At 68.5% G+C, this 23,973-nt stretch carries 33 protein-coding genes; 32 read left to right on the top strand and 1 reads right to left on the bottom strand.

Features of this window, described 5'->3' with window-relative positions; all coding sequences use genetic code 11:
- Positions 1 to 6: 6 nt before the first annotated feature.
- The 6 genes from ACRRSS_RS06380 to ACRRSS_RS06405 all read left to right on the top strand — a co-directional run bounded on the left by ACRRSS_RS06380 (position 7) and on the right by ACRRSS_RS06405 (position 5,823).
- On the top strand, positions 7 to 936 hold the full coding sequence (locus ACRRSS_RS06380; RefSeq protein ID WP_435970238.1) for a hypothetical protein: 930 nt from the start codon (positions 7 to 9) through the stop codon (positions 934 to 936).
- Positions 936 to 2,021 carry a hypothetical protein gene (locus ACRRSS_RS06385; protein WP_435970239.1) on the top strand — a complete coding sequence of 362 codons (1,086 nt, stop codon included), beginning with the start codon at positions 936 to 938 and terminating at the stop codon, positions 2,019 to 2,021. Before ACRRSS_RS06380 ends, ACRRSS_RS06385 begins: the two co-directional genes overlap by 1 nt.
- On the top strand, positions 2,018 to 4,201 hold the full coding sequence (locus tag ACRRSS_RS06390) for a hypothetical protein (RefSeq protein WP_435970240.1): 2,184 nt from the start codon (positions 2,018 to 2,020) through the stop codon (positions 4,199 to 4,201). Before ACRRSS_RS06385 ends, ACRRSS_RS06390 begins: the two co-directional genes overlap by 4 nt.
- Before the next feature lie 85 nt (positions 4,202 to 4,286).
- On the top strand, positions 4,287 to 4,643 hold the full coding sequence (locus ACRRSS_RS06395; protein WP_435970241.1) for a hypothetical protein: 357 nt from the start codon (positions 4,287 to 4,289) through the stop codon (positions 4,641 to 4,643).
- Positions 4,644 to 4,700: 57 nt separating this feature from the next.
- Positions 4,701 to 5,549, top strand: coding sequence for a peptidoglycan-binding protein (locus ACRRSS_RS06400; protein ID WP_435970242.1), 849 nt, complete (start codon positions 4,701 to 4,703; stop codon positions 5,547 to 5,549).
- Between the two features lie 73 nt (positions 5,550 to 5,622).
- Complete coding sequence (locus ACRRSS_RS06405) at positions 5,623 to 5,823, top strand: hypothetical protein (protein WP_435970243.1); 201 nt, start codon at positions 5,623 to 5,625, stop codon at positions 5,821 to 5,823.
- Between the two features lie 90 nt (positions 5,824 to 5,913).
- On the opposite strand, the gene ACRRSS_RS06410 is transcribed toward ACRRSS_RS06405, so the two are convergent.
- Positions 5,914 to 6,117, bottom strand: a complete 204-nt coding sequence (locus ACRRSS_RS06410; protein ID WP_435970244.1) for a hypothetical protein — start codon at positions 6,115 to 6,117, stop codon at positions 5,914 to 5,916.
- 112 nt (positions 6,118 to 6,229) lie between these two features.
- On the opposite strand from ACRRSS_RS06410, the gene ACRRSS_RS06415 reads away from it, so the two are divergent.
- The 26 genes from ACRRSS_RS06415 (at position 6,230) to ACRRSS_RS06540 (ending at position 23,848) form a co-directional block, all read left to right on the top strand.
- Entirely contained in the window at positions 6,230 to 7,153 is a 924-nt protein-coding gene (locus ACRRSS_RS06415; RefSeq protein WP_435970245.1) for an Eco29kI family restriction endonuclease, read from the top strand.
- A 148-nt stretch (positions 7,154 to 7,301) separates the two neighbouring features.
- Complete coding sequence (locus ACRRSS_RS06420) at positions 7,302 to 7,886, top strand: hypothetical protein (RefSeq protein ID WP_435970246.1); 585 nt, start codon at positions 7,302 to 7,304, stop codon at positions 7,884 to 7,886.
- Between the two features lie 215 nt (positions 7,887 to 8,101).
- Positions 8,102 to 8,443 carry a hypothetical protein gene (locus ACRRSS_RS06425; protein ID WP_435970247.1) on the top strand — a complete coding sequence of 114 codons (342 nt, stop codon included), beginning with the start codon at positions 8,102 to 8,104 and terminating at the stop codon, positions 8,441 to 8,443.
- 26 nt (positions 8,444 to 8,469) lie between these two features.
- Positions 8,470 to 9,561 carry an AAA family ATPase gene (locus ACRRSS_RS06430; protein ID WP_435970248.1) on the top strand — a complete coding sequence of 364 codons (1,092 nt, stop codon included), beginning with the start codon at positions 8,470 to 8,472 and terminating at the stop codon, positions 9,559 to 9,561.
- Between the two features lie 32 nt (positions 9,562 to 9,593).
- Positions 9,594 to 10,724, top strand: a complete 1,131-nt coding sequence (locus ACRRSS_RS06435; RefSeq protein WP_435970249.1) for a PD-(D/E)XK nuclease family protein — start codon at positions 9,594 to 9,596, stop codon at positions 10,722 to 10,724.
- An 87-nt stretch (positions 10,725 to 10,811) separates the two neighbouring features.
- Positions 10,812 to 11,792, top strand: coding sequence for a hypothetical protein (locus ACRRSS_RS06440; protein ID WP_435970250.1), 981 nt, complete (start codon positions 10,812 to 10,814; stop codon positions 11,790 to 11,792).
- A 70-nt stretch (positions 11,793 to 11,862) separates the two neighbouring features.
- On the top strand, positions 11,863 to 12,318 hold the full coding sequence (locus ACRRSS_RS06445; RefSeq protein WP_435970251.1) for a hypothetical protein: 456 nt from the start codon (positions 11,863 to 11,865) through the stop codon (positions 12,316 to 12,318).
- 71 nt (positions 12,319 to 12,389) lie between these two features.
- Positions 12,390 to 13,040 (top strand): hypothetical protein, encoded by a 651-nt coding sequence (locus ACRRSS_RS06450; RefSeq protein WP_435970252.1) that lies wholly within the window; start codon positions 12,390 to 12,392, stop codon positions 13,038 to 13,040.
- A complete protein-coding gene (locus ACRRSS_RS06455; protein ID WP_435970253.1) occupies positions 13,040 to 13,201 on the top strand; it encodes a hypothetical protein in 162 nt (53 codons plus the stop codon). The genes ACRRSS_RS06450 and ACRRSS_RS06455 overlap by 1 nt, the downstream gene beginning before the upstream one ends.
- A gap of 56 nt (positions 13,202 to 13,257) precedes the next feature.
- On the top strand, positions 13,258 to 13,740 hold the full coding sequence (locus tag ACRRSS_RS06460) for a hypothetical protein (RefSeq protein ID WP_435970254.1): 483 nt from the start codon (positions 13,258 to 13,260) through the stop codon (positions 13,738 to 13,740).
- 68 nt (positions 13,741 to 13,808) lie between these two features.
- Entirely contained in the window at positions 13,809 to 15,302 is a 1,494-nt protein-coding gene (locus tag ACRRSS_RS06465; protein ID WP_435970255.1) for a DNA cytosine methyltransferase, read from the top strand.
- A complete protein-coding gene (locus tag ACRRSS_RS06470) occupies positions 15,299 to 15,718 on the top strand; it encodes a hypothetical protein (protein ID WP_435970256.1) in 420 nt (139 codons plus the stop codon). The genes ACRRSS_RS06465 and ACRRSS_RS06470 overlap by 4 nt, the downstream gene beginning before the upstream one ends.
- 11 nt (positions 15,719 to 15,729) lie before the next feature.
- Positions 15,730 to 16,104 carry a hypothetical protein gene (locus tag ACRRSS_RS06475; protein ID WP_435970257.1) on the top strand — a complete coding sequence of 125 codons (375 nt, stop codon included), beginning with the start codon at positions 15,730 to 15,732 and terminating at the stop codon, positions 16,102 to 16,104.
- Between the two features lie 116 nt (positions 16,105 to 16,220).
- Entirely contained in the window at positions 16,221 to 16,562 is a 342-nt protein-coding gene (locus ACRRSS_RS06480) for a hypothetical protein (protein WP_435970258.1), read from the top strand.
- Positions 16,559 to 17,050, top strand: a complete 492-nt coding sequence (locus ACRRSS_RS06485) for a hypothetical protein (protein ID WP_435970259.1) — start codon at positions 16,559 to 16,561, stop codon at positions 17,048 to 17,050. Before ACRRSS_RS06480 ends, ACRRSS_RS06485 begins: the two co-directional genes overlap by 4 nt.
- A 158-nt stretch (positions 17,051 to 17,208) precedes the next feature.
- Positions 17,209 to 17,619 (top strand): hypothetical protein, encoded by a 411-nt coding sequence (locus ACRRSS_RS06490; RefSeq protein ID WP_435970260.1) that lies wholly within the window; start codon positions 17,209 to 17,211, stop codon positions 17,617 to 17,619.
- The gene (locus ACRRSS_RS06495; protein WP_435970261.1) at positions 17,616 to 18,662 is read left to right on the top strand and encodes a hypothetical protein; all 1,047 of its coding nucleotides are present in this window, start codon (positions 17,616 to 17,618) and stop codon (positions 18,660 to 18,662) included. Before ACRRSS_RS06490 ends, ACRRSS_RS06495 begins: the two co-directional genes overlap by 4 nt.
- Positions 18,663 to 18,756: 94 nt before the next feature.
- A complete protein-coding gene (locus tag ACRRSS_RS06500) occupies positions 18,757 to 19,002 on the top strand; it encodes a hypothetical protein (protein WP_435970262.1) in 246 nt (81 codons plus the stop codon).
- 119 nt (positions 19,003 to 19,121) lie between these two features.
- Positions 19,122 to 19,538, top strand: a complete 417-nt coding sequence (locus ACRRSS_RS06505; protein WP_435970263.1) for a hypothetical protein — start codon at positions 19,122 to 19,124, stop codon at positions 19,536 to 19,538.
- A 35-nt stretch (positions 19,539 to 19,573) separates the two neighbouring features.
- Positions 19,574 to 19,720 carry a hypothetical protein gene (locus ACRRSS_RS06510; RefSeq protein WP_435970264.1) on the top strand — a complete coding sequence of 49 codons (147 nt, stop codon included), beginning with the start codon at positions 19,574 to 19,576 and terminating at the stop codon, positions 19,718 to 19,720.
- 81 nt (positions 19,721 to 19,801) lie between these two features.
- Entirely contained in the window at positions 19,802 to 20,863 is a 1,062-nt protein-coding gene (locus ACRRSS_RS06515) for an N-6 DNA methylase (RefSeq protein WP_435970265.1), read from the top strand.
- 97 nt (positions 20,864 to 20,960) lie between these two features.
- Positions 20,961 to 21,152, top strand: coding sequence for a hypothetical protein (locus tag ACRRSS_RS06520; RefSeq protein WP_435970266.1), 192 nt, complete (start codon positions 20,961 to 20,963; stop codon positions 21,150 to 21,152).
- Between the two features lie 91 nt (positions 21,153 to 21,243).
- On the top strand, positions 21,244 to 21,432 hold the full coding sequence (locus tag ACRRSS_RS06525; RefSeq protein WP_435970267.1) for a DUF4314 domain-containing protein: 189 nt from the start codon (positions 21,244 to 21,246) through the stop codon (positions 21,430 to 21,432).
- Between the two features lie 71 nt (positions 21,433 to 21,503).
- A complete protein-coding gene (locus tag ACRRSS_RS06530) occupies positions 21,504 to 22,322 on the top strand; it encodes a hypothetical protein (RefSeq protein ID WP_435970268.1) in 819 nt (272 codons plus the stop codon).
- 108 nt (positions 22,323 to 22,430) lie between these two features.
- Positions 22,431 to 22,934, top strand: a complete 504-nt coding sequence (locus ACRRSS_RS06535; protein WP_435970269.1) for a hypothetical protein — start codon at positions 22,431 to 22,433, stop codon at positions 22,932 to 22,934.
- Positions 22,935 to 23,692: 758 nt separating this feature from the next.
- Positions 23,693 to 23,848 (top strand): hypothetical protein, encoded by a 156-nt coding sequence (locus tag ACRRSS_RS06540; protein ID WP_435970270.1) that lies wholly within the window; start codon positions 23,693 to 23,695, stop codon positions 23,846 to 23,848.
- The last annotated feature ends 125 nt before the right edge of the window (positions 23,849 to 23,973 follow it).

The raw sequence follows: 23,973 nt of genomic DNA on the forward strand, positions 1-23,973 counted from the left end.
CCTCCTGTGCCACTCATTCAGCCGCCCATGCTCACCCACGGCGGAACGCACCCTGCCCGCGCGATGCGGATGATGATCAGGGACCTCGCCCGGGGTTCCCAGGGCGTCACCGAGGCCAACGACCTCAAGACCAGGCAGTTGTCGACGCCGGGCTCCGCTGTTCGCGTCGGGGACGGCTCGTCCATCATCCGGGGCGCTTCCTGGGGCCAGGGCGCCTACACCCAGTACAACGTGGGCGACACCATCGTCCCCATCGCGGCGACGGGCGCGTCGCCGCGCTCGGACCTGTTGGTGCACCGTGTGGAGGACCCGGAGTACGAGGGCAACCGCGACCCGGCCGAACAGGACATCGGATACTTCCACGTCGTTCCCAACGTGGGATCGACGGCGACCGCAGTTCCGGCCGGGATGACCGCGATACCCCTGGCCCGAATCGACATCCCTTCGAACACGGCGACCATCACGGACGCCATGATCAAGGACCTGCGGCGCATCGCCAACCCCCGGCGCGAGCGGCGCCTCTACACCGCCTTCCCGGGCAGCCCGCAGAAGCTGACCTACTCGGACAACCGCTACCACACGTGGCCGCCGGCGGCTCGGTGGACCATCCCGGTTCCTGACTGGGCCGTGACCCTCAAGGCCATCACGACATTCGCCGGTCTCCGCATGGACAGCGCCGACGTCTACGCGTCGATGCAGCAGGTCATCGGACCCATCAAGGGCCAGGACACGGTCATCGACGACGACCAGGGCAAGAACGTCCGGCGGACAACGGTCATCCTCGCGGACAGCCTGGGAGTCTCGGCCGCCATGCGCGGCACGAACCAGGTCCTGTATGTGCAGACCTATATGTCGAAGGCGGAGACCGGCAACCTGACCGTCGACGGTGCCACATCGCTCATCTGCGACGTCGAGTTCAACGAGGGCGTCATCTGATGGCGTACCGCTTCCTCACCACGCACGCTCTCACCGGTCAGACCCTGAGCGTAGATCTACCTCTTTCGGAGGTGGAGTTCGGCCCCGAGCTGTGCGGGCCGGGCTCCTTCACCGGCGTCCTCGCACCCAAGCTGGCCGGCCTCATGCCTTCCCAGGTGGACCCTGGGACGACAGCGATCTACGTGGAGCGTGACCGTACGCTGCTGTGGGGCGGCCTGATCTGGAGAGCGGAACCCGAAGGCCAGAAGCTCCGTCTGGAGGCCAGCGGCTTCGGTTCGTACCTCACCAAGCGGACTGACACGCACGGCAACTTGGGAGGCCGTGGCCCGTGGGTGCACGCTGACCCCTGCCGCGTAATCCGGGACACGTGGGCGTACTGCCAGGCCCAGCCCGACGGGAACGTCCGCGTCGCAGTGGATGGGACGACGTCCCGGGCTACGGTCGGGACTCCCGCCGACCCGTACTCCACCCCGTGGTGGGAGGCGCCACCCCTAGCGAAGGTCGTCGACGACATGGTCGCCGTCGCCGGCGGCCCAGAGTGGACCGAGGCGGTCGCCTGGTCGGGCAACTCTCCGACCCAGCGCATCCGCATCGGCTGGCCGCGCCTGGGCACCAGGCGGCAGGACATCAGCTTCACGTCAGGCATCAACATCGCCTCCTCCGTGCCGGTGCAGTACGACGCCGACAGCTATGCCCAGGTGATCATCGGCCTCGGTGCGGGCGAGGGACGTTCCCGGCGTCGCGCCGTGGACGCGGCCCGGAACGGGCGGCTGCGCTTGGAGCACGTGCTTGAGCTCCCGGACGAGAAGGCGACCGACCGCCTGGCCGCGCGTGCCCGCACCGAGCGCGTGAACCGGTCGGTCATCGGCGAGGTCACCGAGGTTGTGCTCCGGGACCACCCTGCGGCGCGCATCGGCTCCTTCCAGATCGGCGACGACGTCCGGGTTCGACTGAACGACGAGTGGACGCAGTACGACGGCTGGGCTCGGATCACCGGCTGGCTCCTCAAGCCGCCGTCCGACGCCGGGCCGGAGCAGATCACAGTCCAGCTGGCGCGGGCCGACAGATTCACCTACGGAGCGTGAACATGGCCAACCCCATAGCCGCTCTCGCCGCTCGCCTCGCTGGCGTCGAGCGGCGGCTCGACAGCACGAGCCGGACCGCCCAGCTCGCCTACTCCTCCATCGAGGACGGCGCGATCAGCGTCTATGACGGAGACGGCTCTCTGCGCGCGATCATCGGCCAGCAGCCGGACGGTACGACCGGCCTGACCGTCACCAACGGACCGCCGCCCCCGCAGCCGGTCACGCCCGCGCTGGCGCCCTCGATCGGGGGCGTCACCGTGGGCTGGGACGGCCGGTTCCTCGACGGAAGTGCCACGCCCCTGGACTGGGCCCGGCTGGAGATCCACTCCGCTGAAGTGCAGTTCACGCCGGACGCCTCGACTCTGCGCGCGACCATCGAGTCCCCGCAGGGCGGCACATTCACCGTCCAGGCCGAGACACCCCAGTACGTTTGTCTCGTGGCGCGCAACACCTCCGGCACCGCGTCGCTGCCCTCCCCGATGGTAGGGCCGCTGGGGCGCTTGCCGGTCGTCGCTGAAGCTGTGCTCGACGGCATCGTGGGTGAGCTGGCGCTCGCGGACGCTGCAGTCAGCCGCGCCAAGATCGCAGTCGGCGCCGTCGACGCTGACCGCCTTGCCATCGGAACCGGCAATCTCCTGCCGGACGGCGGATTCGAGGGTGTGTACTCCGAGAAGCTGATCGCCGACAGCCCGGACTGGCATCTGACGGGACCCGGAAACAACTCGGCCCGATGCCTGACAGCGACCGTGACTGCCGAGTCGCCGACATCCCGTAGTCAGCGACTCACGGTTCTGCCTGCCTCGCCGGGTGACAGGTTCTTCCTCGCGGTGGACTACCAGACCAGCACGGACTGGTCCGGCGTCGGTGCCCGGCTCTCCTTGCGATGGTGTGATGCGAGCGGCGCCACGCTCGGTTTCGATGCCGTTGAGCGGACTGCTGCACCCGGCACCACCTGGACACGGATGGGCGGCCAGGCCCAGGCACCGGCCAACACGGTGCGTGCCGAGGTGTGGGCCGAAGCCGTCCAGGCCAGCCAGGGTCGCCTGTCGTTCGACAACGGCGAAGTCCGCACGGTTGTTACGGCCGGTATGGTCCTGGCGGGCTCGATCGGAACCCCCGAGCTGGCCGCAGACTCCGTCACCGCTGAAAAGGTTGTGGCACAGAGCATCACGGCGCGGGAGGTGAAGCTCCGATCTCTTACCGCCGACCAGATGGATGTCAACAGCGTCCGGGTCGCGCTCCTCACGGCGGGCGTCATCACGGCCAACATGATCAAGGCCGATGCGCTCAACGGCAAGACGATCACGGGGATCAAGGTCGTCGGCGCGGAGATCAACGGCGTCACTCTGCGCACCGCCGACTCAGGGAGCCGTGTGGAGATCACGTCCGTGCCGGCCACCGACACCACGCCGGCGTCCGGTCGGGTCCAGCTGCCGTCGGGCTCGGCGGCCGAGGTTGAACCGGCGGCCGTGTACTCCTTGTACGACGCCGACAGCAACAGGTCCACCCTGAGGCTGCAGTCGGCGGTGCTGCGCGCGACGAGTACGACGGGCAGCGCCATGAAGGCCATGGCATCTGAGCCGACTTGGCCGAGTTCAGCGATCACCATGTGGTCGGAGCCTGACACCTCCTATCTCGAGTTGGTGGCCACCAAGGCGATCATCGAAGCGAAGTCCGTCGCCATCGGTGACGCAGTCCGATCCCACCTCGTCATCGCGGGGAACGAGATCAAGGCGGAGAACCTGGGCGGTGCCGCTCCGGTCTTCATCGGTGGCATGCTCGCGGTCGACCCCGACGGATGGATCAGCCGGTACAACGAGGTCTGGAGAGAGCCGACGCTCGGATCTGGGTGGGCCCAGTACGGAGGGAGCTGGGATCGCGTGGCCTGGAAGGTCTTCCCTGACAGGACGGTAGGGCTGCGCGGAGTACTCAAGCGAACGTCCAAGGACGCTGTCGGAGCGGGTGAGATCGTGATGGTCCTTCCTGCCGCAGCGCGGCCTAAGGTCAGTTACACGCAGCAGTTCCAGGTCCTCGTCTCGACCGGGGCTTCGGTGTTCCTGAACCTTGCCCCGTCCACAGGGATCGTCACCCTGACCAATGTCACCGCTGCTGCGGCCACGGCGCTGGTGACCGGGACGGCCCACGTGAATCTGAGCAGCATTCGCTTTCCGCTGGACTGACGCCGGCCGGAGCGAGCCGGAGTTTCTCGGGTTCCCCTTTATGATCGGGAGGTGGCGCGGGGCCACCGATCGCAAGGAGTTCGTGGTGAGCATCCCGCCTGGTGCGGAGCCCACGCTGTGGGAGCTGCACCGCGCCGTTGTCCAGCTGCGGGAGGACCAGCGCGACGACCTCGCACAGCTCCGCGACGATCTGCGCGGCGATATCGCCGCGCTGGCGAATCGGCTCAACGAGGTGGTCACCGTGGACGTCTACCGAGCTGACCAACGCAACCTCGTTCAGCGGATCGACTCCCTCGAACGAGAGCTTGAGGAAATGAAGAGGGAGCGTAGCCAGGACCGGGAGCAGGCGACCACGAACCGCCGTCTCGTCGTCTCGGCGTTCGTCGCCCCGGTGCTGCTGACCGTGCTGCAGCTGGTACTTGCCGCCCGCGGTAGCCCGTAGGACCAACGCCACCACCTACAACTCATTCTGGCGCGGGGGAGAAGCAGGACGCGCCACATGCCTGACCTCTGGCTGCCCGGTGCCGAGCGGCACCCGCTCGGCGACACGGCACCGACCGACACCCAGTACGCCCCCCGCGTGATCTGGCACATCACCTGGGACAAGAACGCCAGCGCCACCAAGCCAGCCGACATCGTTCCCTTCGACCGGCTCGTTGCGTACTTCACCGGCGCCGGACGAAGCTCGGCCCCCCACCTGCTCTGGGACCCCTTCACGGGCCGGATCGCCCAGTTTTACCCGGCCAACAGCCGGTCGAAGTCGGTCGTGGACCTCGCCGGCGGCACGCGGACGAACCGCACTGGGAAGGTGTGCCTCCAGATCGAGACGCTCTTCTTCCCGCACTGCCGCGTCAACGGGAAGTCGTATGCGACCGTCCGGGATACCCCGGCGAAGGGGCTGGCCAAGATCCTGTCCTGGGCCCGGAGCTGGGGTGTTCCCGACGGGTGGCCGATGGATTCCCCCTCGTGGTCCGCGAACCGCAACGAGGACGTCTGGGAGACCCGCGGTGGACACTACGGGCACAGCCAGACGCCGGAGAACACGCACACGGACCCTGGCCCGATGCCGAAGTGGCCCGCGGCCGGCACGGAGACTCCCAAGCCGGGCCCACCCCGCTTTCCTGGGCGGACAGCCTTCGGCCCCGGCAAGTCGAACGGCTCGATCCTCCTGCTCGGTCAGCAGCTCGTCCGCCGGGGCTACGGCAAGCACTACCGGGTCGGCCCTAGCCGCGACTGGGGCGAGGCGGACCGCCTGAACGTCGCGACCTTCCAGCAGGCCCAGGGCTGGAGTGGCGCGGACGCCGACGGGCTGCCCGGCCCCGAGACCTGGCATCGGCTCTTCGCCTGACCCCACCGATTCGACCAAGGAGCAGCTTCCTGTGAACCTGTACGCATCTCTCATTCGCACTGGTGTCCCGGCCGTGGCTGGCTGGCTCGTTGCCGTGGCCCTGCGATACGGACTTCACCTGGACGAGGCCGCGGTCACCAGCGTCCTCACGCCGGTGGCGATCTTCCTCTACTACACGGTGTTCCGCCTCGCGGAGGTCCACCTGTCTCCCCGCTTCGGATGGCTGCTGGGGTACGCCCGCCCTCCGAAGAAGGAGCTCCCCGCGACCCGGTGAGGTGACCGGCAACGCTCCCTGCAGTGAGATGAGGGCCTGTCCAGTGAGACCTGGACAGGCCCTCCCTCTGGTTGCCTCCCGCTCCGGCCGTCACGACTTGCCGATCAAGAGGGCACCCACCGCTGCGCTCAACATCAGGCAGGCCCCGAAGGCGGTACCGGCTTTGATGAGAACAGCAGGCAGAGGGTTACCGCCGAGGTGATGCAGGAAGCCCGTGATCCCTCCGCAGATCACGGCTGTCTCCAAGGCCACTACCGCGCCCAACACCCAGATGGCGACGTGCTCGTACGGCACCACAACCTCCTTCGTCGTTGTCCGGACCTACCTTCGCCCCAAGATCGAGAGTGTTTGTGCACCGTGTGCAATGCTGCACAGAGGTGAACAAGGGAAGGGTGCAGGGAGACGCATGACGGCCGACGATCCACTGAATCAACTAGGCATTCTGCTCACGGAGTTGAGGTTGAGGAGCGGTTGGAACGTCAACGAGCTTGTCGTCAGGTGCACCCCCCTGGGGCGCACGGTGATCAGCAACGCCCTCAATGCCCGTAAGGGGCGGAAGGTTCCATCGGCGGGCACGGTCGTCAGGATCTGTCGAGCTCTCGGGGCTGACTCGGCGCCTCTCCTTGAACTGCTGAGGCAGGCCAAGGAGGATCATCGGACCCCTCTTCCGGGACCGCGAGCGGAGGATCGCAGTAGGCAGTTCACTCGAGAGCCTGACGAGGCGGCAGAGGGGCCCGTTGGCATCACTGGCCTCTTCAACCCGCTTCGGCGTGAGAATCTGGAGCGAGCGGTCCAGTGGGCGCTTGAGAGTGCGCCACCGGTCTCTCTCGCCTCGTTTCCCGAGGCGCCGGTCGACGGCCTATACGCGCTGTATTACACGGGACCGTATCCGCTCTACCGTCCGGTGGCGTCGTCGGCCTGTGACGTCCCTGTGTACGTCGGCATGGCCAGGCCGGGATGGAGTTCCCGCTCACAGACCGGCCGGCCAGGTGTCATGAATCGGCGAATGCGTGTATTCGAGCGGTCGATCGAGTTTGTGGACGACCTTGAGGTTCAGGACTTTCAGGTGCGCTACCTGCCAGTGGAGGAGATCTGGATGGATGGCCCTGAGCGGCTCATGATCGGCGATCACCGTCCGGTGTGGAACGTCGTAGTCCATGGCTTCGGGACCCATCTCCAAGGTCTCAGTAGGAACTCGTCCCCGCGAACTCTGTGGGATGAGCTGCATCCGGGGCGGCCCTACGCTCAACGCCAAGCGGCGGCGAAGTCGAGCCGCGCGGAGCTGGAGCATGCAGTGCGTCAGCACTTCGCCAGGTCGGCGGAAGCGTAGAAGGCAAGGGAAGAAGGCCCCCGTCATGCGACGGGGGCCTTCGACCTCTTGGAGACGCCCACTCTATCGCCGTTCTGGGCAGCGCCGAGTCTCCGCGCTCACTGGTTACAATCTATGTGCATACTTTTGTGGAGCGGGAGGCGGCGAAGTGGTAGAGGGACAGGGGCTGGCGGCGAGGAAGCCGTACCTGGTCGGCGGGGCGGAGTTCGCCGAGCTGTACGACGTGAAGCGGCTCCAGGTCAGCCAGTGGATCAGCCGGGACCATACGCTTGACTATCGGTACGCCAAGATCATCAGCGGCTCCCCGTACTGGCTGCTGCAGTTCGCCAGGGGATTCGGTGAGACGACGCCGCGCCCGCGACGTCTGAACGAGGCGGTACTCACGCGGCTGGTTGCGCAGCAGGACCCTGGCCGCTGGGTGAGTGAGGTGGGTGACCTTCCCCCGCTCGTGGGTCAGGCGGAGCTGAGCGCGCTGTTCGGCGTGTCGCGTCCGCTCCTGCGTGACGCCCTGGACTCAGGCCGGCTCCGTCCCGCCGACTACGCCCTCTCGGGCTCTCCGATCTGGCTCCTGGAACCTGTGGTGGCCGAGGCGCCCACGCTCAAGGCCGGCGCCCGTACGGCGGATTGGTCGATGGACGAGGGCGTTCTGGCGGCCCTGCGCGCGGGGTCGTACGACGGGCCGGGATCCATGATTGTTCCGCGAGGCAGGGCGGCGGCGAAGCCCGGCAACTAGGGCCCATCGGAGGCTATTTGATTTGAATTCACCCTCAATCGCATATAGAATGGAAGCGCATCCATAGGGGTGCGCTTCTGTGTGTCGAGGGAGGGTCGTGTACGGAATCAGGGGACCGCCACTGGGTGGCCGACGTGGCTGGTGATCGACAATTCGCTCCTCCAAAGATAGATTCCAACACTCCAGAGTCGTTGGTCTATCTCTGAGGGGGAGTCTTGCCGATCGAGCAGCCGCCGTTGTTCGGCATCCAGCCCGTTCGCCGTCCCTCCGGTACCTCCGGCCAGACGATTCAGGAGCGGTTCGAGGCGTTCCATGCCTTCAATCCCTGGGTGGCCCGGGCGCTGGAACGGCTCACCGCCGACTGTGTGGCCAAGGGGTTCAGCCGTATCGGCATCGGGATGCTCTTCGAGCTCCTGCGCTACCAGTACGGCGCGGCCACCCACGGCGACGAGTTCGCGCTGAACAACAGCTACCGCTCCCGGTACGTCCGGCTTCTCCTGGACGACCACCCGGAGTGGTCACCGCTTTTCGAGGTCCGCACCCTGCGCGCGGACTGACCCACACGACCTCTTGGAGCCAGATCGTGACCGCACCAACGGGCGCCCCCAACGCGCCCGGCATCAAGATCAAGACCCGTAAGCCGACCGGGATCGTCCCGTGGCCGCTTCTCCTCATCGAGGGAGAGGAGGGCGCCGGCAAGACCTACTCAGCCGCCCAGTTCTCCGGCAGTGAGCGAATCGGTCAGATGTACTGGATCGACCTCGACGAAGGAAGCGCGGACGAGTACGCGGCCATCGAGGGCGCGGACTACCTGATCATCGAGCACGACGGGACCTACCGCGACATCCTCGAACAGGTCGAGGCCGTCCACGCCGAGGCCCGCCGCGCGGCGGCTGCCGGAGAACCCCCGGTCGTCCTCGTCATCGACTCGGGCTCCGCCCTGTGGCGGATGCTGACGAACTGGACGTACGAGCGCGGCCGTCGGACCACGAAGAACCGTGCACTGCTCCAGGAGGACCCGGACGCCGCGTACGACATCGGACGCAACCTCTGGAACGACGCCCTGGAACGTTGGAACCGGGTTATCTACCTGCTGCGCACCCTGCCCGGCATCGCCATCGTTCTCGCGCGCGGCAAGGAAGTGAGCGCGACGGACGACAACGGGCAGCCGATCCGGAACAAGACCGAATGGAAGGTCGCCGCGCAGAAGGACCTCGGTTTCGACGCCACCTGCTGGATACGTATGAAGCGCGATGTAGACCCGCAGATCATCAAGGTCCGCTCCCTCCGGGTGCAGGTGCAGCGCGGAAAGCCCATCACCCTCCAGAAGTTCAGTATCGAGGACCTGGTCTTCAACAAGCTCGGCTGTTCCATCGAGTCTCAGCCTCGAGTCATGCCCGCCCTCGCCGGCGATCTCGTGCAGCCCTGGCTGAGCCGTATCGAGGAACTGGAGGACAAGGATGCTCTCCAGGCCCTGTGGCGGTCGGTCCCGGACCCGGCGAACCGTCTCGGCCGCGAGGAGATCCTCACCATCCGTGCCGCCGCCGAGCGTCGGGCGGCCGAGCTGGACAACCCGCGTGCGGACATCGGGGCGGGCCCCCTGTCCGACGCCGACAAGCTCCGAGCCGCCGCCCGCCGCAAGGCGGCCGAGCAGGACGCGGACGCCGAGCAGTGACACGCCTCTACCTGTCCCCTGGAGACACCTTCATGTCCGTTGCAACCCTCCCCGGTACGGCCGCGCCCTCCCTGTGGGACGCGGCGCACGATGTCGACGCTCGCCGGCCCCGCTCCCTTCAGACGCAGCTCGGAGCGTCCGACACCGTATGTGGCCGTCGAGCCGCGTACATCCTTCACGGCATAGCCCCGACCGACGAGTCCGACAAGCGGGCCGCGATCCTCGGTACCTACATCCACCAGGGCCTCCTGGAGTCGGCCCGAACCGAGTACGGGTGGCTCGTCGAGCGCAGCATCCAGGACAGCCGCATTCGGGGGCACATCGACGTCGTCCAGCTCGACGCGGCGACGGCTGCGCAGCTGCCCTCCCGCCATCGGCCCGCGGTCGCAGCCGACGTGCTCACCGTGGAGGACGTCAAGACCAAGTCGACCTATCTGTGGGACCACGTCCGCCGCTACGGCGCCACGGCCGCTGAACTGCGGCAGGTGTTCCTGTACGCCGGTGCGCTCGCCGGCGTGGGCTTCGAGGACGTTCCAGGGCAGCGGTACCTCGCCCGCCTGGGCCCCCTGGACATCGGTCGAATCCGCTTCCGCTTCATCAACCGGGACAACGGCGCCGAGCACGTCCAGGAGGTCGACTTCGACCCCCAGCGCGCGGCTGAGGCCGGATGGTGGGTGGAACGGGTGCGCGAGACGTCCGACCCGCAGCAGATGCCGAGAGACTTCAACGGGCCGGGGCTGGACGCCATCTGCGACTACTGCCCCTTCCGGTCCCTGTGCTGGCCCGATGTCGAGCCAGGTGCCCCTGTTCAGACGGCGCTTATCCACAACGACGCCGACCGCGAACAGGCCCTGATCGACTACGTGAAGGGCCACGAACTCACCACAGAGGGCGACCGAATCAAGAAGCTCGCCCGCAAGAAGCTCGACCGCTCCCCGGAGGGGATCTACGGGCCCAACCGACTGTCCTGGCGCGGCGGCAACGATGCCGAGGAAGACGACCTGGAGGCCATGGTCGACCTGCACGAGATCGCGGGCCTGCCAGTGCCGATGGTTCCGGACCCCAACGGCATGATCAAGAACCTCACCGCGGCCGGACTGCCTGTGCCCCGCAGGAAGACGGGACGGAAGACGTCCCGGGTCATCAACGTCGGACCCGCCTGACGTACGAGCACAGCCACTTGAGCCCCGCCCGGCACCGACCGGGCGGGGCACCCCGTCCTGCCTGCACCGTCCGAGGAAAGCCGTGCCGTGTCCATCCAGCTGATGATCGCTGCGTCCTACCTGCCACCCGAGGTGGTCACCCAAGGGCAGAAGCTCGCCCTCATGAAGATCGCCGACTCCGCCGACGACGAGACGCGCCTGTCGCGCCCGGGGCTGACGCGACTGGCTGCGTGGGTCGGCGTGACCGATAAGCGCGCCATCACCATCGTGACCGAGCTGATCGCCAAGGGGCTCGTCGAGCGCGTGGAGACCGGGAAGGTGGGCCGTGCCGCCGTCTACCGGGTTTTCCCTCTCGGCGTGCCGCCGACGCCGACCACGCCAGAACTCAAGGCGGCTGCTGCCGCGCGGAAGGCAGCGCCGAAGAATCCACGTTTGGCGCGCCCCGGGGTGTCGCGCCCGGCGCCCGACAAGCCGGCCATGACCTACCAAGACGTGGAGAAGAGAGAGGCCGCGCGCCGTCAGGGAGGCGAATCTGCCCAGGTGGAGACAGGGTTCCACGAGGGGAACCCTGGTGACGATGCAGGGTTCCACGAGGGGAACCCAGATGCCCAAGAGGGCAGGGTTCCCCCGGCGGAACCCGATGAGTTCCCCGGGGGAAACCCAGTGGGTTCCACGGAGGGAACCCCTTCCTTTCCTGGTTCTTCCTCTGTCCTTCCTTTCCCCCCTACCCCCACGGCTGACGCCGTAGGGGAGCCTGCTTCGCCTGCTGCTGAAAGCCCTGCGCAGGAGCGCGGAGCACCCCAAGAGGGCTGCGAGAGGCACAGGGGGCGCCCCGCTGCCTCCTGTCGCGGCTGCGGCACCAACCCGCGTGCAGGGCGTGCTCGGGAGCACGAGAGGGCCAAGGAGGAAGAGCGCCGCGCGGCTGGCCAGTTCTGGGATGACTGGAAGGAAGGGGCCGCCAGTCGACGCGAACAGGCCGACGAGCAGGCCGAGAAGGCGGAGAGGGCTCGCGAGGAGGCACGTGCTGCCGTACGCAACTTCAAGGACCTCAAGCGCCAGCGAAGGTAGCTGGGAAAATTCCACGCGAAATATGGACATCCCGCCAATTGCATATAGAATAGAAGCAGAAGGAGGGGGTGTGCCCCTCCGAGACCGAAAGGACGACATGTTCAAGCTGCCCACGCTCCTCCCGGAGGCCCACGGGATCCTGGTCCTCGATGACAGCGCCTCTGTCCGCGCCCACCTGCGCACCCTGGCGGACTTCTATCGAGAGGACCCCGAGTCCGTCGGCGACACCCTCATCCTCATCGCCGACCTCGGTGACGCGGCGGAGGAGGTCCAGTGCTCCGGTGGCTGCAACTGCACGGCACGCGCCCGCGATGTCCTCGTCGACGACCTCATGGCCGACACGGGGGGAGCGCGAACCCCCCTCGACCCGCGCGTCAACCGCCACGCGCTGATGCAGGCCCGCCGGCTCGCCGGTGCGGCTCAGGCGATCGCGGACGTCGCGCGCGCCCGCGCCGACGAACTCGCCACGCTCACCGCCGTGGAGCGCCAGGTGCGCGAGGAGGCCGGGCAGTCCCCCTCGTCGTAACCCCCCGGCATCAATCCATTTCGAAATAGATCCCAACTCTGTACTGTTGGCCCACGACCTCTTGGAGAGACGTGAACGAGTACCCCTTGATCGCTCCCCCGCCCCGGCACCGCAACATCACGGACCAGCTGTGGCGGCGGCTGTGGGACGCCTACGAGCCGTTGATCACCGGCCTGCGGCGCCTCCCGCTGCCCACCGACGTCGAGATCACCGGGGGAGAGTTCGGAATCACTGCCGAGCTCACCGACGAGTCCCACCTGTGGATCGCTTCCGTCGGAGACCTTCCCCTGGACCCGGCCGAGCTCAAGGGCTTCCACGCCCGCCGGGCTCACGCGGCCACCCCCACGGTCGACGAGCTGATCTACAACTCGACCCCTGACGGTGCTCAGGCCGAGCACGGCAACAATGTCGTGCCCCTGCTCGCCGCGATCTCGGCGTTCGTCACCGAGCACCACCTCGCGCTGCCCGTCATCGACCTGTTCTCCGTCCAGACCTTGGGCGTGAAAAGCAAGCACCGCGCACTCTCCATGCAGACCCGCCACCACTCCAGCCGAGAAGAGGCCGTCAAGGAGTACGGCCGCATCACCCACGGCGCCGAGCACGAGGGGGGCTGGCGCCTCGTCTACACGTCGAACGACACCACCTGGCCCGTGTCCGTCTGGGACGCCAACGGTGAAGTGATCACCGTCTTCGTCGCGGACGAGGGGCAGGCGCTGGCCTGATGGATGACGCCGTCCTCTACGGGCTGCTCGTGCTCGGCGCCGCGCTCGCCGTCGGTCTGGCCGCGCTCGTCTTCGACGAGTTCCGCCGCGACGCCCGCAGCCGCATCCCGCGCTGCATGACCTGCGGCGGGCTCCACCACCGCCACGCCGCCCACCGCTGATGACCCCGCTGTCCGGCCTGTCGGGCCGGACAGCACCCCCTCCTGGAGACAGACACATGGGTTACGACATCTACATCCAGGGCCGTGACGGCAAGAGCCTCTTGGGTCCGGAGAACTACATCCGATTCACCTACTTCCAGATGCCAGGCGTCCTGGACGCGATGGACAACTTCGGGATGACCGTCGAGGTCGCCGAGCCCACCTACCCGAAGCTGGCGGACTTCCAACTCTCGCGTGAGGACTTCGGGATCGAGCGCGAGAGCCACCCCGAGGTGAAGGAGCGCATCGACGCGTTCAGGGACGCGTACCAGGCCGTCAAGGACGCCGCCGACGAGGAGCCGACCGCCATCCCCAGGTACAAGCTCGCGTTCAACGCGGGCTTCCTCGTGACGGTCCCCGAGCTCGCCGCCGCCCTGCGCAGCTACGAGGCCCACCCGAGCGTGGACATCGCGGAGATGCCCTTGGGCGATCCGACGTGGCGGACCTGGACCGCCTTCCTACGCCGCGCCAAGACCTACGGCGGCCTGCGCACCCACTGACCTCGCCCTACCCGGCCCCGCCATCAGCGGGGCCGGGTGCTGGCACCACCTCTTGGAGAACACCCACCATGGCAACCGTCATTGACCTGCTGTGCGGCGCCGGCGGCAGCAGTACCGGCCTCGTCGAAGCCGGACACGAACTCCTCCTCGGCATCAACCACTGGTCCCTCGCGATCGAGACCCACGCCGCCAACCACGTCAAGGCCGACCACGCGTGCATGGACATCAGCGGCTTCCCCATGCGCCACCTGCCCACCGCCGACATCCTGTGGGCCTCAGTCATCTGCACCGAGATAAGCCCCGCGGGCGGGCGCCCGCGACAGACCGCCCAGATGGACCTCCTCACCATGGTCGAGGACAAGGACGACTGGGAGCCGCTGACGAAGGACGCCTTCGAGCGGACCCGGGTCACCGGCTGGTGCGTCGTGCGCGCCGCCGAGGCGAAGAAGTTCAAGGTCGTCGTCGTGGAGAACGTGGTCGAGTTCGGCCTCGACTGGGTTCTCTTCCCCACGTGGATCCAGGCCATGGTGACGCTCGGCTACGACTACCAGATCACGTGCGTCAGCAGCGCCCACGTCGGCGACGAGACCAACCTCCGGGCCCCGCAGTGGCGCGACCGCATGTACGTCACCTTCACCCTCAAGACGATGCGGAAGCCGGACCTTGCGCCTCGTCCGCTCGCGTTCTGCCTTGAGTGCGGCGAGGACGTGGCCGCAGTGCAGGCCTGGCACGTCGAGGGCACCCAGATCGGCAAGTTCCGGCGGGACTACATCTACCGGTGCCCGAACACCCGCTGCCGCCACGCCGTGGTCGAACCGTATGTGCGCCCGGCCAGCGACATCATCAACTGGGGCGACCTCGGCACCCGGATCGGCGACCGCAAGCGGCCTCTCGCCGCCACCACCATGGATCGGATCACGGCGGGACTCCTCAAGTTCCCCCACCGCCCCAGCTCCATCACCCTCACGCACGGCAAGGACGGAGGCGACCGGGCGTACGCGGTAGACGAGCGCCCTCTCCCCACCCGTACGGCCAAACAGGGAGACGCCCTCCTCGTCCCCACCGGCGGCTCGTGGAACACCGACGCCGTGCCGCTCGACGCGCCGCTTCGCACCCGCACCACCCGCGAGAGCGAAGCCCTCGTCGTCGACCCGTTCATCGTCGAGTTCCGCAGGAACTCCACCGCCAGCGCCGCACGCGACCCGCTCGCCAGCGTCACCGCTCAGGGCAACCACCACGGCCTGGTCACCCACGCCGGCCGGGTGCCCGAGCAGGCCCGGAACACCCTCGTCATCCCCTACCGGAAGAGCGCGGTGAAGACGGCCGCCGAGCCGGTCCACACCCTGTCCACCCGCGACTCGGCCGCCCTCGTGCGCAGCGCCCCTGCCGTCGAGGACTGCTACTTCCGGATGCTCAAGCCCCGCGAGCAGCTCGAAGGGCAGCGTTTCCCCGCCGACTACATCGTCTACGGCACCCAGGCCGAAAGGACCATGCAGGCCGGAAACGCGGTCTCCGTCAACGTGGCCGCGTGGATCGGGCGCCAGCTGGAGGCTGTGCTGTGACCGGAACCCGCACGCTGCCCGACATCCACGTCACCGAGCACGCGCCCTGCTGGGGCGACGAGGACTTCGCCGTGGCCGACGACCGCTTCAAGACCTCCAGCGACCTCATCAAGCTGTGCACACCCGTGCTCTACGTCTGCGGCGGTTGCCCCTTCCGTGCCGCATGCATCCGGCAGGTCCGACCCGCCAAGACCGAGTTCTCCGGCATCTGCGGCGGGCGGATCTGGAGCAACGGGGAGATCATCTACAGCCCTCCCGACGCCGACCCCACCGAACTGCCCGCGCCCGTCCATCGCAAGGCGTGTGGCACGGCGGCCGGAGTGCGTGCCCACCGGCGAGCCGTCGAGCAGCAGTGCCCGCGCTGCCAGGCGTCCGAACCGGACGCCGAACAGCTCGAACTTCCCACCTCGGACTGAGAGAAGAGCCCATGCTTCGTGACCGCCAGATGCGCGACCTCCTCGGCCCCGTGGCCGCCGTCGCGCTCATCGCCGAACTCAACGGCGACCTGCCCGTGCCCAGCATCTCGTTCGAGGCCATCTTTGACGGTGGCCGCGAGCTCGGCATGGGCGTACGCCTTCACCTCCACCACCCCGATCACGGCGCCTACGAGCGGTGGGCCCACCTGATCGGAAGCGACAACCCCGACTCCCACACCGACTTCACACCCACGACCCGGGGCAACGTCATTCGCCGCACCTTCGGCGCGTACGCGGACATCCCCATCGAGGTCATCGCCTACGTCCCGCCGGCGCAACCCGTCGTCAGCCACCTGGCGCTGGCGTTGGGCGGGTCCGCCGCCTGATCAGCCCACATCGCCGCCCCGGGGAAACCCCGGGGCGGCACCGACACGAGACCAAAGGACGAAGGGAAGGGACGCGAAGTGCACCAGCACGAGAGTCAACAGAGGGCGGGGCAGGCATGAGGGGGGCCGCCTACACCGAGGACGGCCTCCGCCACGACGTCGCCGACCCGGCGACGTGGAGCGTGCGGATCTGCCTGGAGCGGTGCACGACCTGCATCTTCCGGCCGGGCAACCCCATGAACCTGACCGAGGGCCGCGTGAAGGACATGGTCGACCAGGCCGTAGCCGACGGAGGGCACATCGTCTGCCACGCCACGCTTGGCAGCGACACGCCGGCGATCTGTGCGGGCTTCGAATTCCACCCGGTGGGTCGCCTGACCTCCCTCGCCTTGCGCCTGGCACGGGCCGGGGTGCTCAGGATCGTTCGCATTCGGCCGGACTACGGGAGCCGAGCGTGAGCACCGACCACATCGCCGTGCAGCAGGAGGACACCATCGCGGCCGTGGACGCGACTCCGCAGGCGGCCGCCGGCGAGGTGGACTGGTTCCATGGCCTACCCGGGCGCAGGTTCAGGGTCGCGCTGCCGCCCCGGCTGATCCTGCTCAACTCCAACCAGCGGCCCCACCACCACCAGCGGGCCGAGATCACCCGGGTCCTGAGGCGGGCTGCGGCCTTCGCCTCGCGTCACGTTCCGCACTTGGACCGGGCGCACATCGTCGGTGTCCTGCACCCTCCCACCCGCGGGCGCCGGGACCCGGCCAACTGGTACCCGAGCTTCAAGGCGGCGACGGACGGGCTCGTCGACCAGGGAGTGCTGGACGACGACGACCACACGCGAGTCATCGGGCCGGACATGAGGCTCGGCCACGTCGTAGCGGGGGCGAGGCTCGTCCTGCACATCCGTGCCGTGGAACCGCCCCACCTGCCCTCTGAGCAGGGAAATTAGCCGCAGGCCAGCAGAGAAAATCCGCCGAAAATGTTGCCAACCCCCCTAATGCATATAGAATAGAAGCAGAAAGAGGGGGAAACCCCACCCGAACCCCGCCCGGCGGCCGGTGAATCCACACCCGGCCGCCGGGCGGACTCACGCTCAGGAGGACGACCGTGTACGTGCCCGTGAACGACCCATGCGGCGACGAGGACCGGCAGGTCTGCGCCGCCACGCGCCATCTCGCCCGCGCCATTCTGCGCCGCCTCGCGGTCAACGCGACCGCGATCGAGCCCCGCACCAGGGGCATCGTGGCCACCATGGGCGGCGGACCGTGGCTGTACGACCTGTGGAAGCTCCGCGACACCGCCGGCAAGGAGATCAAGCGGTTCGACCTCGGGCGGCCGGACCCCGCCTGGAGCAAGGTCGCCGCCGACATGACGCAGCTCATCCGGCTCGCCGACCTGCGCACCCACCCGCACGGCTACTACTTCGTCTTCCCGCTCGAAGACCCCCGCGACTTCACCATCATCCTGCCCGCCCACCCTCACGGGCCCGCCCCCCGACGGATCGGATCCCCGGCATGACCACCTCCGCCATAGTCCTGTGGCCCGGCGGCCGAACCCAGCCGCTCCACCCCCACCTGCGCCGAGACTCCCAACGCTGGGACGTCGACCTCTACGTCGAGGGCGCCCGACCCTACCCCCTCGGCCGACAGGCGACCGTCCACGCTGGCCTGGCCGTGGGACCCGTCAACAACCCCGCCCGCCAGATCTGGATGAGCCTCACCGGCGGAAGCCATCCCCCCGTCCTGCGCGGCCCGGTCGCCTTCACCGGGCCCGCCGACCGCGACGGCAACCTCGCCCCACTTCCCGCCGAGAGCGCAAGCGTCGTCCAACGCGTCGCCGAACTGATGAACGGACTCATCTACACGGCGCCGTTCACCGCCAGCGCGGCCCAGGCGATCGGCGAGCGGACCTATCAGTGCGACGCCCACGCGATCCGGCACAACAAGGGGACCGGCAGATCGGCCTTCGTCGTCCTGGACGGCATCGACGCCACGCCGGATGTCCACCACTTCGTCTGGCGGCACGCCCCGCGCATTGCCCAGGGGGCCGCCGAGACCGGCAACCCCTATCAGGCACTCGTCGCTGCGCGGATCGCCGCCAACGCCGATCCCCAGACGCGAGCGGCGACCGCAACCGCCGTCGTCGCAGTCCTGGACCCGCGGCACTCCTGCGTCCACATCGCCTGGTGCGGTGACGCCCGCGCCTACCGGGTATCGCGCTTCGGTGCCGCCATCCCCCTGACCACAGACCACGTGAGGGCCGCTCAGCTACACCGCCATGGCTTGCCCGCCGGTGGGCGCGCCCTGCGGGGTCTGCCCGCCTCCAGCGTCGCCGCCGGGCCGATCGCCCAGCGGTTCGTCGAGCACCGCCACATGTCCCGACTTCTCCTGTGCACCGACGGTGTCTACGCGCCGCTGCAGCGGTGGGACCGGCTGGGCCCGATCCTCGACGGTGCGGAAGACGCGAAGGGCGCCGCCGCCCAGTGCGTGCGCGAGGCGGTTGCGGCCACCGGGCCCGACCCCGGCAACGGGACCGCCCTCGTCGTCGACCTTCATCACTGACCCCCTCCCATTCATTCGTGTACGCCGACCCATGCCCTATATGCACATAGAAAGACAGCATCACGTCGGCGTTCCCCTCCACCAGGAGACCCACGTGCCCAAGCCCTCGAGAACCCCCGCCTTCAACACCCCCGAGCACCACCTCGGGGAGATGGCCCTGATCCTGCTCACCCGCGCGCCCGGTGACGCCGCACTTCGCGCGGCCGCCAACCTCATCGACAACGCCGCCATTGCCGCCTGGGCCCTGCGCCCCGACGCCCTCGTCCCCCTGACTCAGGAGCAGTACCGCCAGCTCCTCGACTACGTCGCCGCCCCCCACGTCTTCGACCTCGCCCTCTAGCTGGGCGGCGACCGCACGCAGATCCGCACCCTCATGGACCACATCGCCGCCCAGCTCGACGACGCCCTGTCCCACTACCCCGCCCCCAAGCAGCCCGCCGAATAGAACCGGAGCACCCCATGCACGCAACCTCGATACGCCTCCTCGCCCAACCGTCGATCACGCGCTTCGGCCTCCCCCCGAGCGTCGCCGAAAGCGCCGTCCGACGCGTCCTGTGGCAGTTCCAGGCCGAAGCCCGGAACCCGGCCATCGCCCGCGCGGGGCGCACGCCGGCCGAGTACCTCGCCGCCGCCCTCCCCGGCCCCCGTTTCACGGCCGCCGTTCACTCCACCGCGCTCGCCTTGGCCGGACGCGAGGCCGACGCCGAGCTGTTGTGGGACGCGCATGTCAAGGCGGAACGCGAAGCCGTGCAGCGGGCCCACCTCGACGTCCCGCCCACCGCCCTGCTCGGCAACCTTGAGGCCATCCACAACGTGGGGAAACGCTCAACCTCAGCCCCCAGCGGACCGAGCGCCTGGTTGCCGGCATCGTCCTGACGATCGCCGCCGGATACGCGCACCGCCCCCGCGACATGGACCACCTCAGCCTCACGGACTGCCTCGCCCAGGTCGACGCCGAGGAGTTGCACACCTACCTGCTCCACGCCGTCCTCATCGAGAACGGACACAGGGCCGAGGCCGACGCACTCCAGCGAGCCGTACTCAAGCACGCCCGCTGAACCCGTCTTGCCGCACCCACCCCGCCCCCGGGGCGGGCGCGGCGAGACCCGCCCGCGCACCTTCTGATCCCGGAGAACGATATGAGCCAGCTCGACCTCTTCGCCACCGAGCCGGAGGAGCCACCCACTCCGCCCGCCCCCGCGGCCGCCCCTGCCCGCCGATACCTCACCGACCTCCCGCCCGCGCCCACCCCCGTGCCGGCGGCCCGCGCCCTGCGCGGCGTCGCCGTGCCCGCGCCTCCCGCCAAGCGCACGTTGAACCGCTACCGCCCCTCGACGCGCGACCCCCACGAGCACGCCTTCGTGATCGCGGAGGACGTCAGCTACGCCTGGCACCACGCCCAGGGCGGCGAGGGCATCGCCGTGCCGATCGGAACCGTCGCCACCCTCGCCCTGTGGCCGCTCCGCGGCCCCGACGCCTACCTTGGTGCCGACTGGTGGCTCAGCCTCAGCGACACGGACCTGATGACCGCCTTCCGTGAGTGCTGGGCCCGCTGGTGGATCGTCCGCCCCGACCTCATCGACCGCGCCGCTCCGCTGCACAAGTGGCTCGACGACGAGGAGCCCCCCGCCAGGCGGGCGCCCGCAGTGCGCGCAGTCGTCGAGGCCGCGCTCACCCGCGGGCTTCTCCACCGCACCAGCAGCGCCGACGCCTACGTCCGCTCGGAGGCGGACATCGTGGGTGCGCTCCTGGCGATCCTTCGGACCAAGGGCAGTCACGACGCGCTCGCGGAAATCCACACGCCGCCGGGCATTGCCGAACTGATGGCCCGCATGCTCTTCGACGGGCCACTGGAGCCTGGCATGAAGTTCGACGACCCGGCCAGTGGAACCGGCGGGCTCTATCGGCCCGCCGTCCAGGTCATGCGCGAAAGGGGCATCAACCCCCACGACTTCGGCTGGTCGCTCACGGACATCGACCCGCTTGCCGCCGCTGGAGCCGCCGTCAACGCCATCCTTTGGGACCTGGGCCCGCACGTCCTGATCGCTTGCGGCGACACCCTCCACGACGGCAACCTGCCGGCCAAGGCCGCGCAGGAGGCCCGCGAGTCGATCGACCGCCGCGACCGCCTGCACTCCCAGGCGGTCATGCTCGCGGCGATACGAAAGGTCGAGGCGCTCCTCGACGGAAAGGTCGCCTGACCTGCGGAAATCTCGCGGTAAATTCTTGACCCTCCCCTGAATGCATATAGAATAATAGCAATGGAGGGGTGAGCCCCCACGAGCTGAGAGGAGCGCCATGAGCGCCAAGCACTGCCCCAACTGCAGCAAGGCCCGGAACCACCGGACCTACATCCGACACATGACCCCGAACAGCTACAACACCCCTGCCGCACCCCAAGTACCCAACAAGCCGCCCTGGCTCAGCGTCACCTACTGCGTGGTCTGCGCCCACACCGTCCACACGCCCACCACGGCCCCCGCCGCGTGACCCACTCCAACCGTGGCCTGGCCCCGTACTACGCGGGGCCGGTGAGCGACTTGTCATCACTCCCTCGACACAGAACACGGCAGGAATCCACGTGACCTACAAGAAGGGCGACCGCATCGCCCTCGTCTCCACCACCGACCAGTACACCGACCTCAAGCCCGACGACGAGGGCACCGTCACCCGATACGACGCCACCCTCGCCCAGCTCAACATCGCCTGGGACAACGGCTCCAGACTCTCGATGCTCCTCGACGACGGCGACGAAGTGCGCCCCGCCTGACCCCTGCTCCGCCGGCCCCGCCCTTCAAGGGCGGGGCCGCGGCCGTACCACCAGACCTCTTGGAGACCCCCATGCTCATCACGGACGCCGCAGTCCAAGAAGCGGCCCTCACTGTTGCCCAACGCCTCACCCTCGCCGCCCCCGGCACCTGGGCGATCGACCCCCAGGCTCCCGCCGACGGCGCCGCACACCTCATCCACGACGACGGCCGCGGCGTCAGCTTCCGCCCCGTCTTCGGCGGCGCCATCGCGCAGATCTGGATCACCGGCGCCCCCGCCCCCTCCCTCCCGGCCGACGCCACCCCGGCCGAAAAGGACGCCCACGAAGCACAGCTCGCCCTCCGTCTCTCCGCCGGTCATCGCTACAACCGAGCCGTCACCCTCCTCACCGAAGACGACGAAGACCCCGCCGACCTCATCCTGTCCACCGTCGAGATCGACCTCCTCCCCGCCTTCACCCTCAAGCCCCTCTACGTCGGCCACCGCCCTTGGGACGACCTCTTCGACGAGGTCCTGGCCGAGAACAACGACGAGGCCGCCGCCCCGATCGGCACGTCCCTCCGCGACTGCGGCCCCGAGGCCCACACCCAGCCGCCCGCCGAACCCGACGACGAGCCGACGCCCGAATCCGCCCCAGAGGTCGACGTCGACGTGGCCGACACCTCCGAAACCCCGACGGCACCGGGCGAAGACGACCCCACCCCCACCCCCACGGCGTCCGACCCGCAGCAGCCCACCGACAGGGCCCCGACCCCCGAGCCCCGGGAGCCCCGGGCGGAAGAGACCACTACCGACAGCGCCGCCGCCGGAGACGCCCCACTCCCGGCCGCGAAGCGTCGCCCGCGCAACCGCGCCTCCGCCAAGAAGCCCCGACCGACGACCACCCCCTGACCAGAACTCGACCAAGGGGCGCGGCCACAGCCCGTGCCGCGCCCCGCAGGGAGTTGGCGAGTGGCAACTCTGCTTCAGCGCCCAGCGGGACGGGCCGCATACTGAGGCATGGAAACAGAGCAGGTTGACCCCGGCCTGATACGTGAGGCCTATCTCTGGTTCGGGAACGCCATGTTCGCGGCGGCGACGTTGGAACGCTCCTTGGTGAACGCGACGGCCATTCATCGCCTTGCTGTGGCCGAGAAGGAAGGCCGCGAGCTGACCAGTGACCCCTTCGCGAAGGCGGCCAAGGCGGGGATTGACGAGAACATCAAGAAGATTAAGGTTCGCTTGGAGCAGCATCCCGGTCTTGAGGACAGGCTGGTTGAAGCGAAGCACCGGCGGAATCATCTGGCGCACGACTTCTGCTTTCACAGGGCGTCGGACCTCTTTGCTGCTCGGCCCACGGGCAGGCTAATCAAGGAGCTGGCTTCCGATGCGGCAACGTTCCTTGACCTCGGCGATGAGGTGACCGCCATCAGCAGGGTGATCATGGAGGAGGCCGGCATGGACATAGAGGCAGCGGACAAACTGCACGTCGCACTCGTTGAGATGGCCAAACAAGGCGAATGAGTCACCGGCGGCGTAGCAGGTGGTCGTCTTCGGTCAGCAAGATGCCGTGTGGAGCCCTTTGGTGACTGGCCGCGGGCCGATACCCTGAAGACAGACGTTGGGTCGACGAAACGGCCCATGAGGCTCCGCCCCCAGTACAGGGGCGGAGCCTCTGCGCGTTGGAAAGGGAATCCGCCGCGCGGGAGTTCGCCGTGGCCTGGTGAGCTGGCGCGACGCTCGGGCGGCCCGATGAATGGCCACGGATGGGACAGGGATTGGACAGAGAATGGACACAAGGACAGGAAAGGACTGGCAAGGGTTGAGGGGAAGGAACCCACGTCACCCCGACTGACCAGGTAAAACGTCAATCCTGATCATCAAAAGGCAAGGGCCGTCAAGATCCCCAAAGGACTCATAATCCGTCGGCCGTGGGTTCGAGTCCCACCCGCCCCACCACAGCGTGACGCAGCAGAATCGATCTGACCAGGCACCTTCCTGGTCGGACGACTCTCACCGTGATCGCGCGCGGCCTTCGCCCTCGCGTCTCCCCATTGTTTGGACAGAGTGTTCGGACGCGAGTGGTCCGACACGCCCAAGTCACCCGGATGCCGCGGGGGCGCCCCCGCCAGGCCCCTCTGTGAGCCACCGCACGACATCCGACGGCAAGGTCACCTCTGCACTGGCAGCCGTTGCGCAACGGGCCGGGAGGCCGCCGCGGCAGCCATCTTCGACACCCTGCTGCACTTCCTGCGCGTCAGCCTTCGCACGACGATCGTGCTGTGCGTGGTCATCGCGCCCAGGCCCACCGCAAGTGGATCACCCTGGCCACGCTGCTGATCGTGGCCCTGGTCTTCGTGCCCTGGAACCACTCGACGGGTCGTGTCACCACCGCTGCGAAGAGGGCCGCATCGTCGCCGCCCGGGGAGGGTGTGTGAAGGGTCGGGCCCCGAATGGGCCGGGGCTCCTGCACGGCAGGCACCTCGCCGGCCCCACTCAGGGGCGCTGTGCCCGGATGGCCTGTCCGAATGGCGTCCCCCATGACCGAGATCTAGCGTGAAGC

The organism is Streptomyces sp. Qhu_M48 (assembly GCF_051305195.1).
In the GTDB taxonomy this organism is placed as follows: Bacteria; Actinomycetota; Actinomycetes; order Streptomycetales; family Streptomycetaceae; genus Streptomyces.

What these genes read in the sequence shown, in the direction of transcription:
- ACRRSS_RS06385 (WP_435970239.1), top strand. Translation starts at nt 936, where the DNA reads ATGGCGTACCGCTTCCTCACCACGCACGCTCTCACCGGTCAGACCCTG.
- ACRRSS_RS06400 (WP_435970242.1), top strand. Translation starts at nt 4,701, where the DNA reads ATGCCTGACCTCTGGCTGCCCGGTGCCGAGCGGCACCCGCTCGGCGAC.
- ACRRSS_RS06415 (WP_435970245.1), top strand. Translation starts at nt 6,230, where the DNA reads ATGACGGCCGACGATCCACTGAATCAACTAGGCATTCTGCTCACGGAG.
- ACRRSS_RS06435 (WP_435970249.1), top strand. Translation starts at nt 9,594, where the DNA reads ATGTCCGTTGCAACCCTCCCCGGTACGGCCGCGCCCTCCCTGTGGGAC.
- ACRRSS_RS06455 (WP_435970253.1), top strand. Translation starts at nt 13,040, where the DNA reads ATGGATGACGCCGTCCTCTACGGGCTGCTCGTGCTCGGCGCCGCGCTC.
- ACRRSS_RS06460 (WP_435970254.1), top strand. Translation starts at nt 13,258, where the DNA reads ATGGGTTACGACATCTACATCCAGGGCCGTGACGGCAAGAGCCTCTTG.
- ACRRSS_RS06465 (WP_435970255.1), top strand. Translation starts at nt 13,809, where the DNA reads ATGGCAACCGTCATTGACCTGCTGTGCGGCGCCGGCGGCAGCAGTACC.
- ACRRSS_RS06475 (WP_435970257.1), top strand. Translation starts at nt 15,730, where the DNA reads ATGCTTCGTGACCGCCAGATGCGCGACCTCCTCGGCCCCGTGGCCGCC.
- ACRRSS_RS06480 (WP_435970258.1), top strand. Translation starts at nt 16,221, where the DNA reads ATGAGGGGGGCCGCCTACACCGAGGACGGCCTCCGCCACGACGTCGCC.
- ACRRSS_RS06495 (WP_435970261.1), top strand. Translation starts at nt 17,616, where the DNA reads ATGACCACCTCCGCCATAGTCCTGTGGCCCGGCGGCCGAACCCAGCCG.
- ACRRSS_RS06505 (WP_435970263.1), top strand. Translation starts at nt 19,122, where the DNA reads ATGCACGCAACCTCGATACGCCTCCTCGCCCAACCGTCGATCACGCGC.
- ACRRSS_RS06510 (WP_435970264.1), top strand. Translation starts at nt 19,574, where the DNA reads ATGGACCACCTCAGCCTCACGGACTGCCTCGCCCAGGTCGACGCCGAG.
- ACRRSS_RS06515 (WP_435970265.1), top strand. Translation starts at nt 19,802, where the DNA reads ATGAGCCAGCTCGACCTCTTCGCCACCGAGCCGGAGGAGCCACCCACT.
- ACRRSS_RS06520 (WP_435970266.1), top strand. Translation starts at nt 20,961, where the DNA reads ATGAGCGCCAAGCACTGCCCCAACTGCAGCAAGGCCCGGAACCACCGG.
- ACRRSS_RS06530 (WP_435970268.1), top strand. Translation starts at nt 21,504, where the DNA reads ATGCTCATCACGGACGCCGCAGTCCAAGAAGCGGCCCTCACTGTTGCC.
- ACRRSS_RS06535 (WP_435970269.1), top strand. Translation starts at nt 22,431, where the DNA reads ATGGAAACAGAGCAGGTTGACCCCGGCCTGATACGTGAGGCCTATCTC.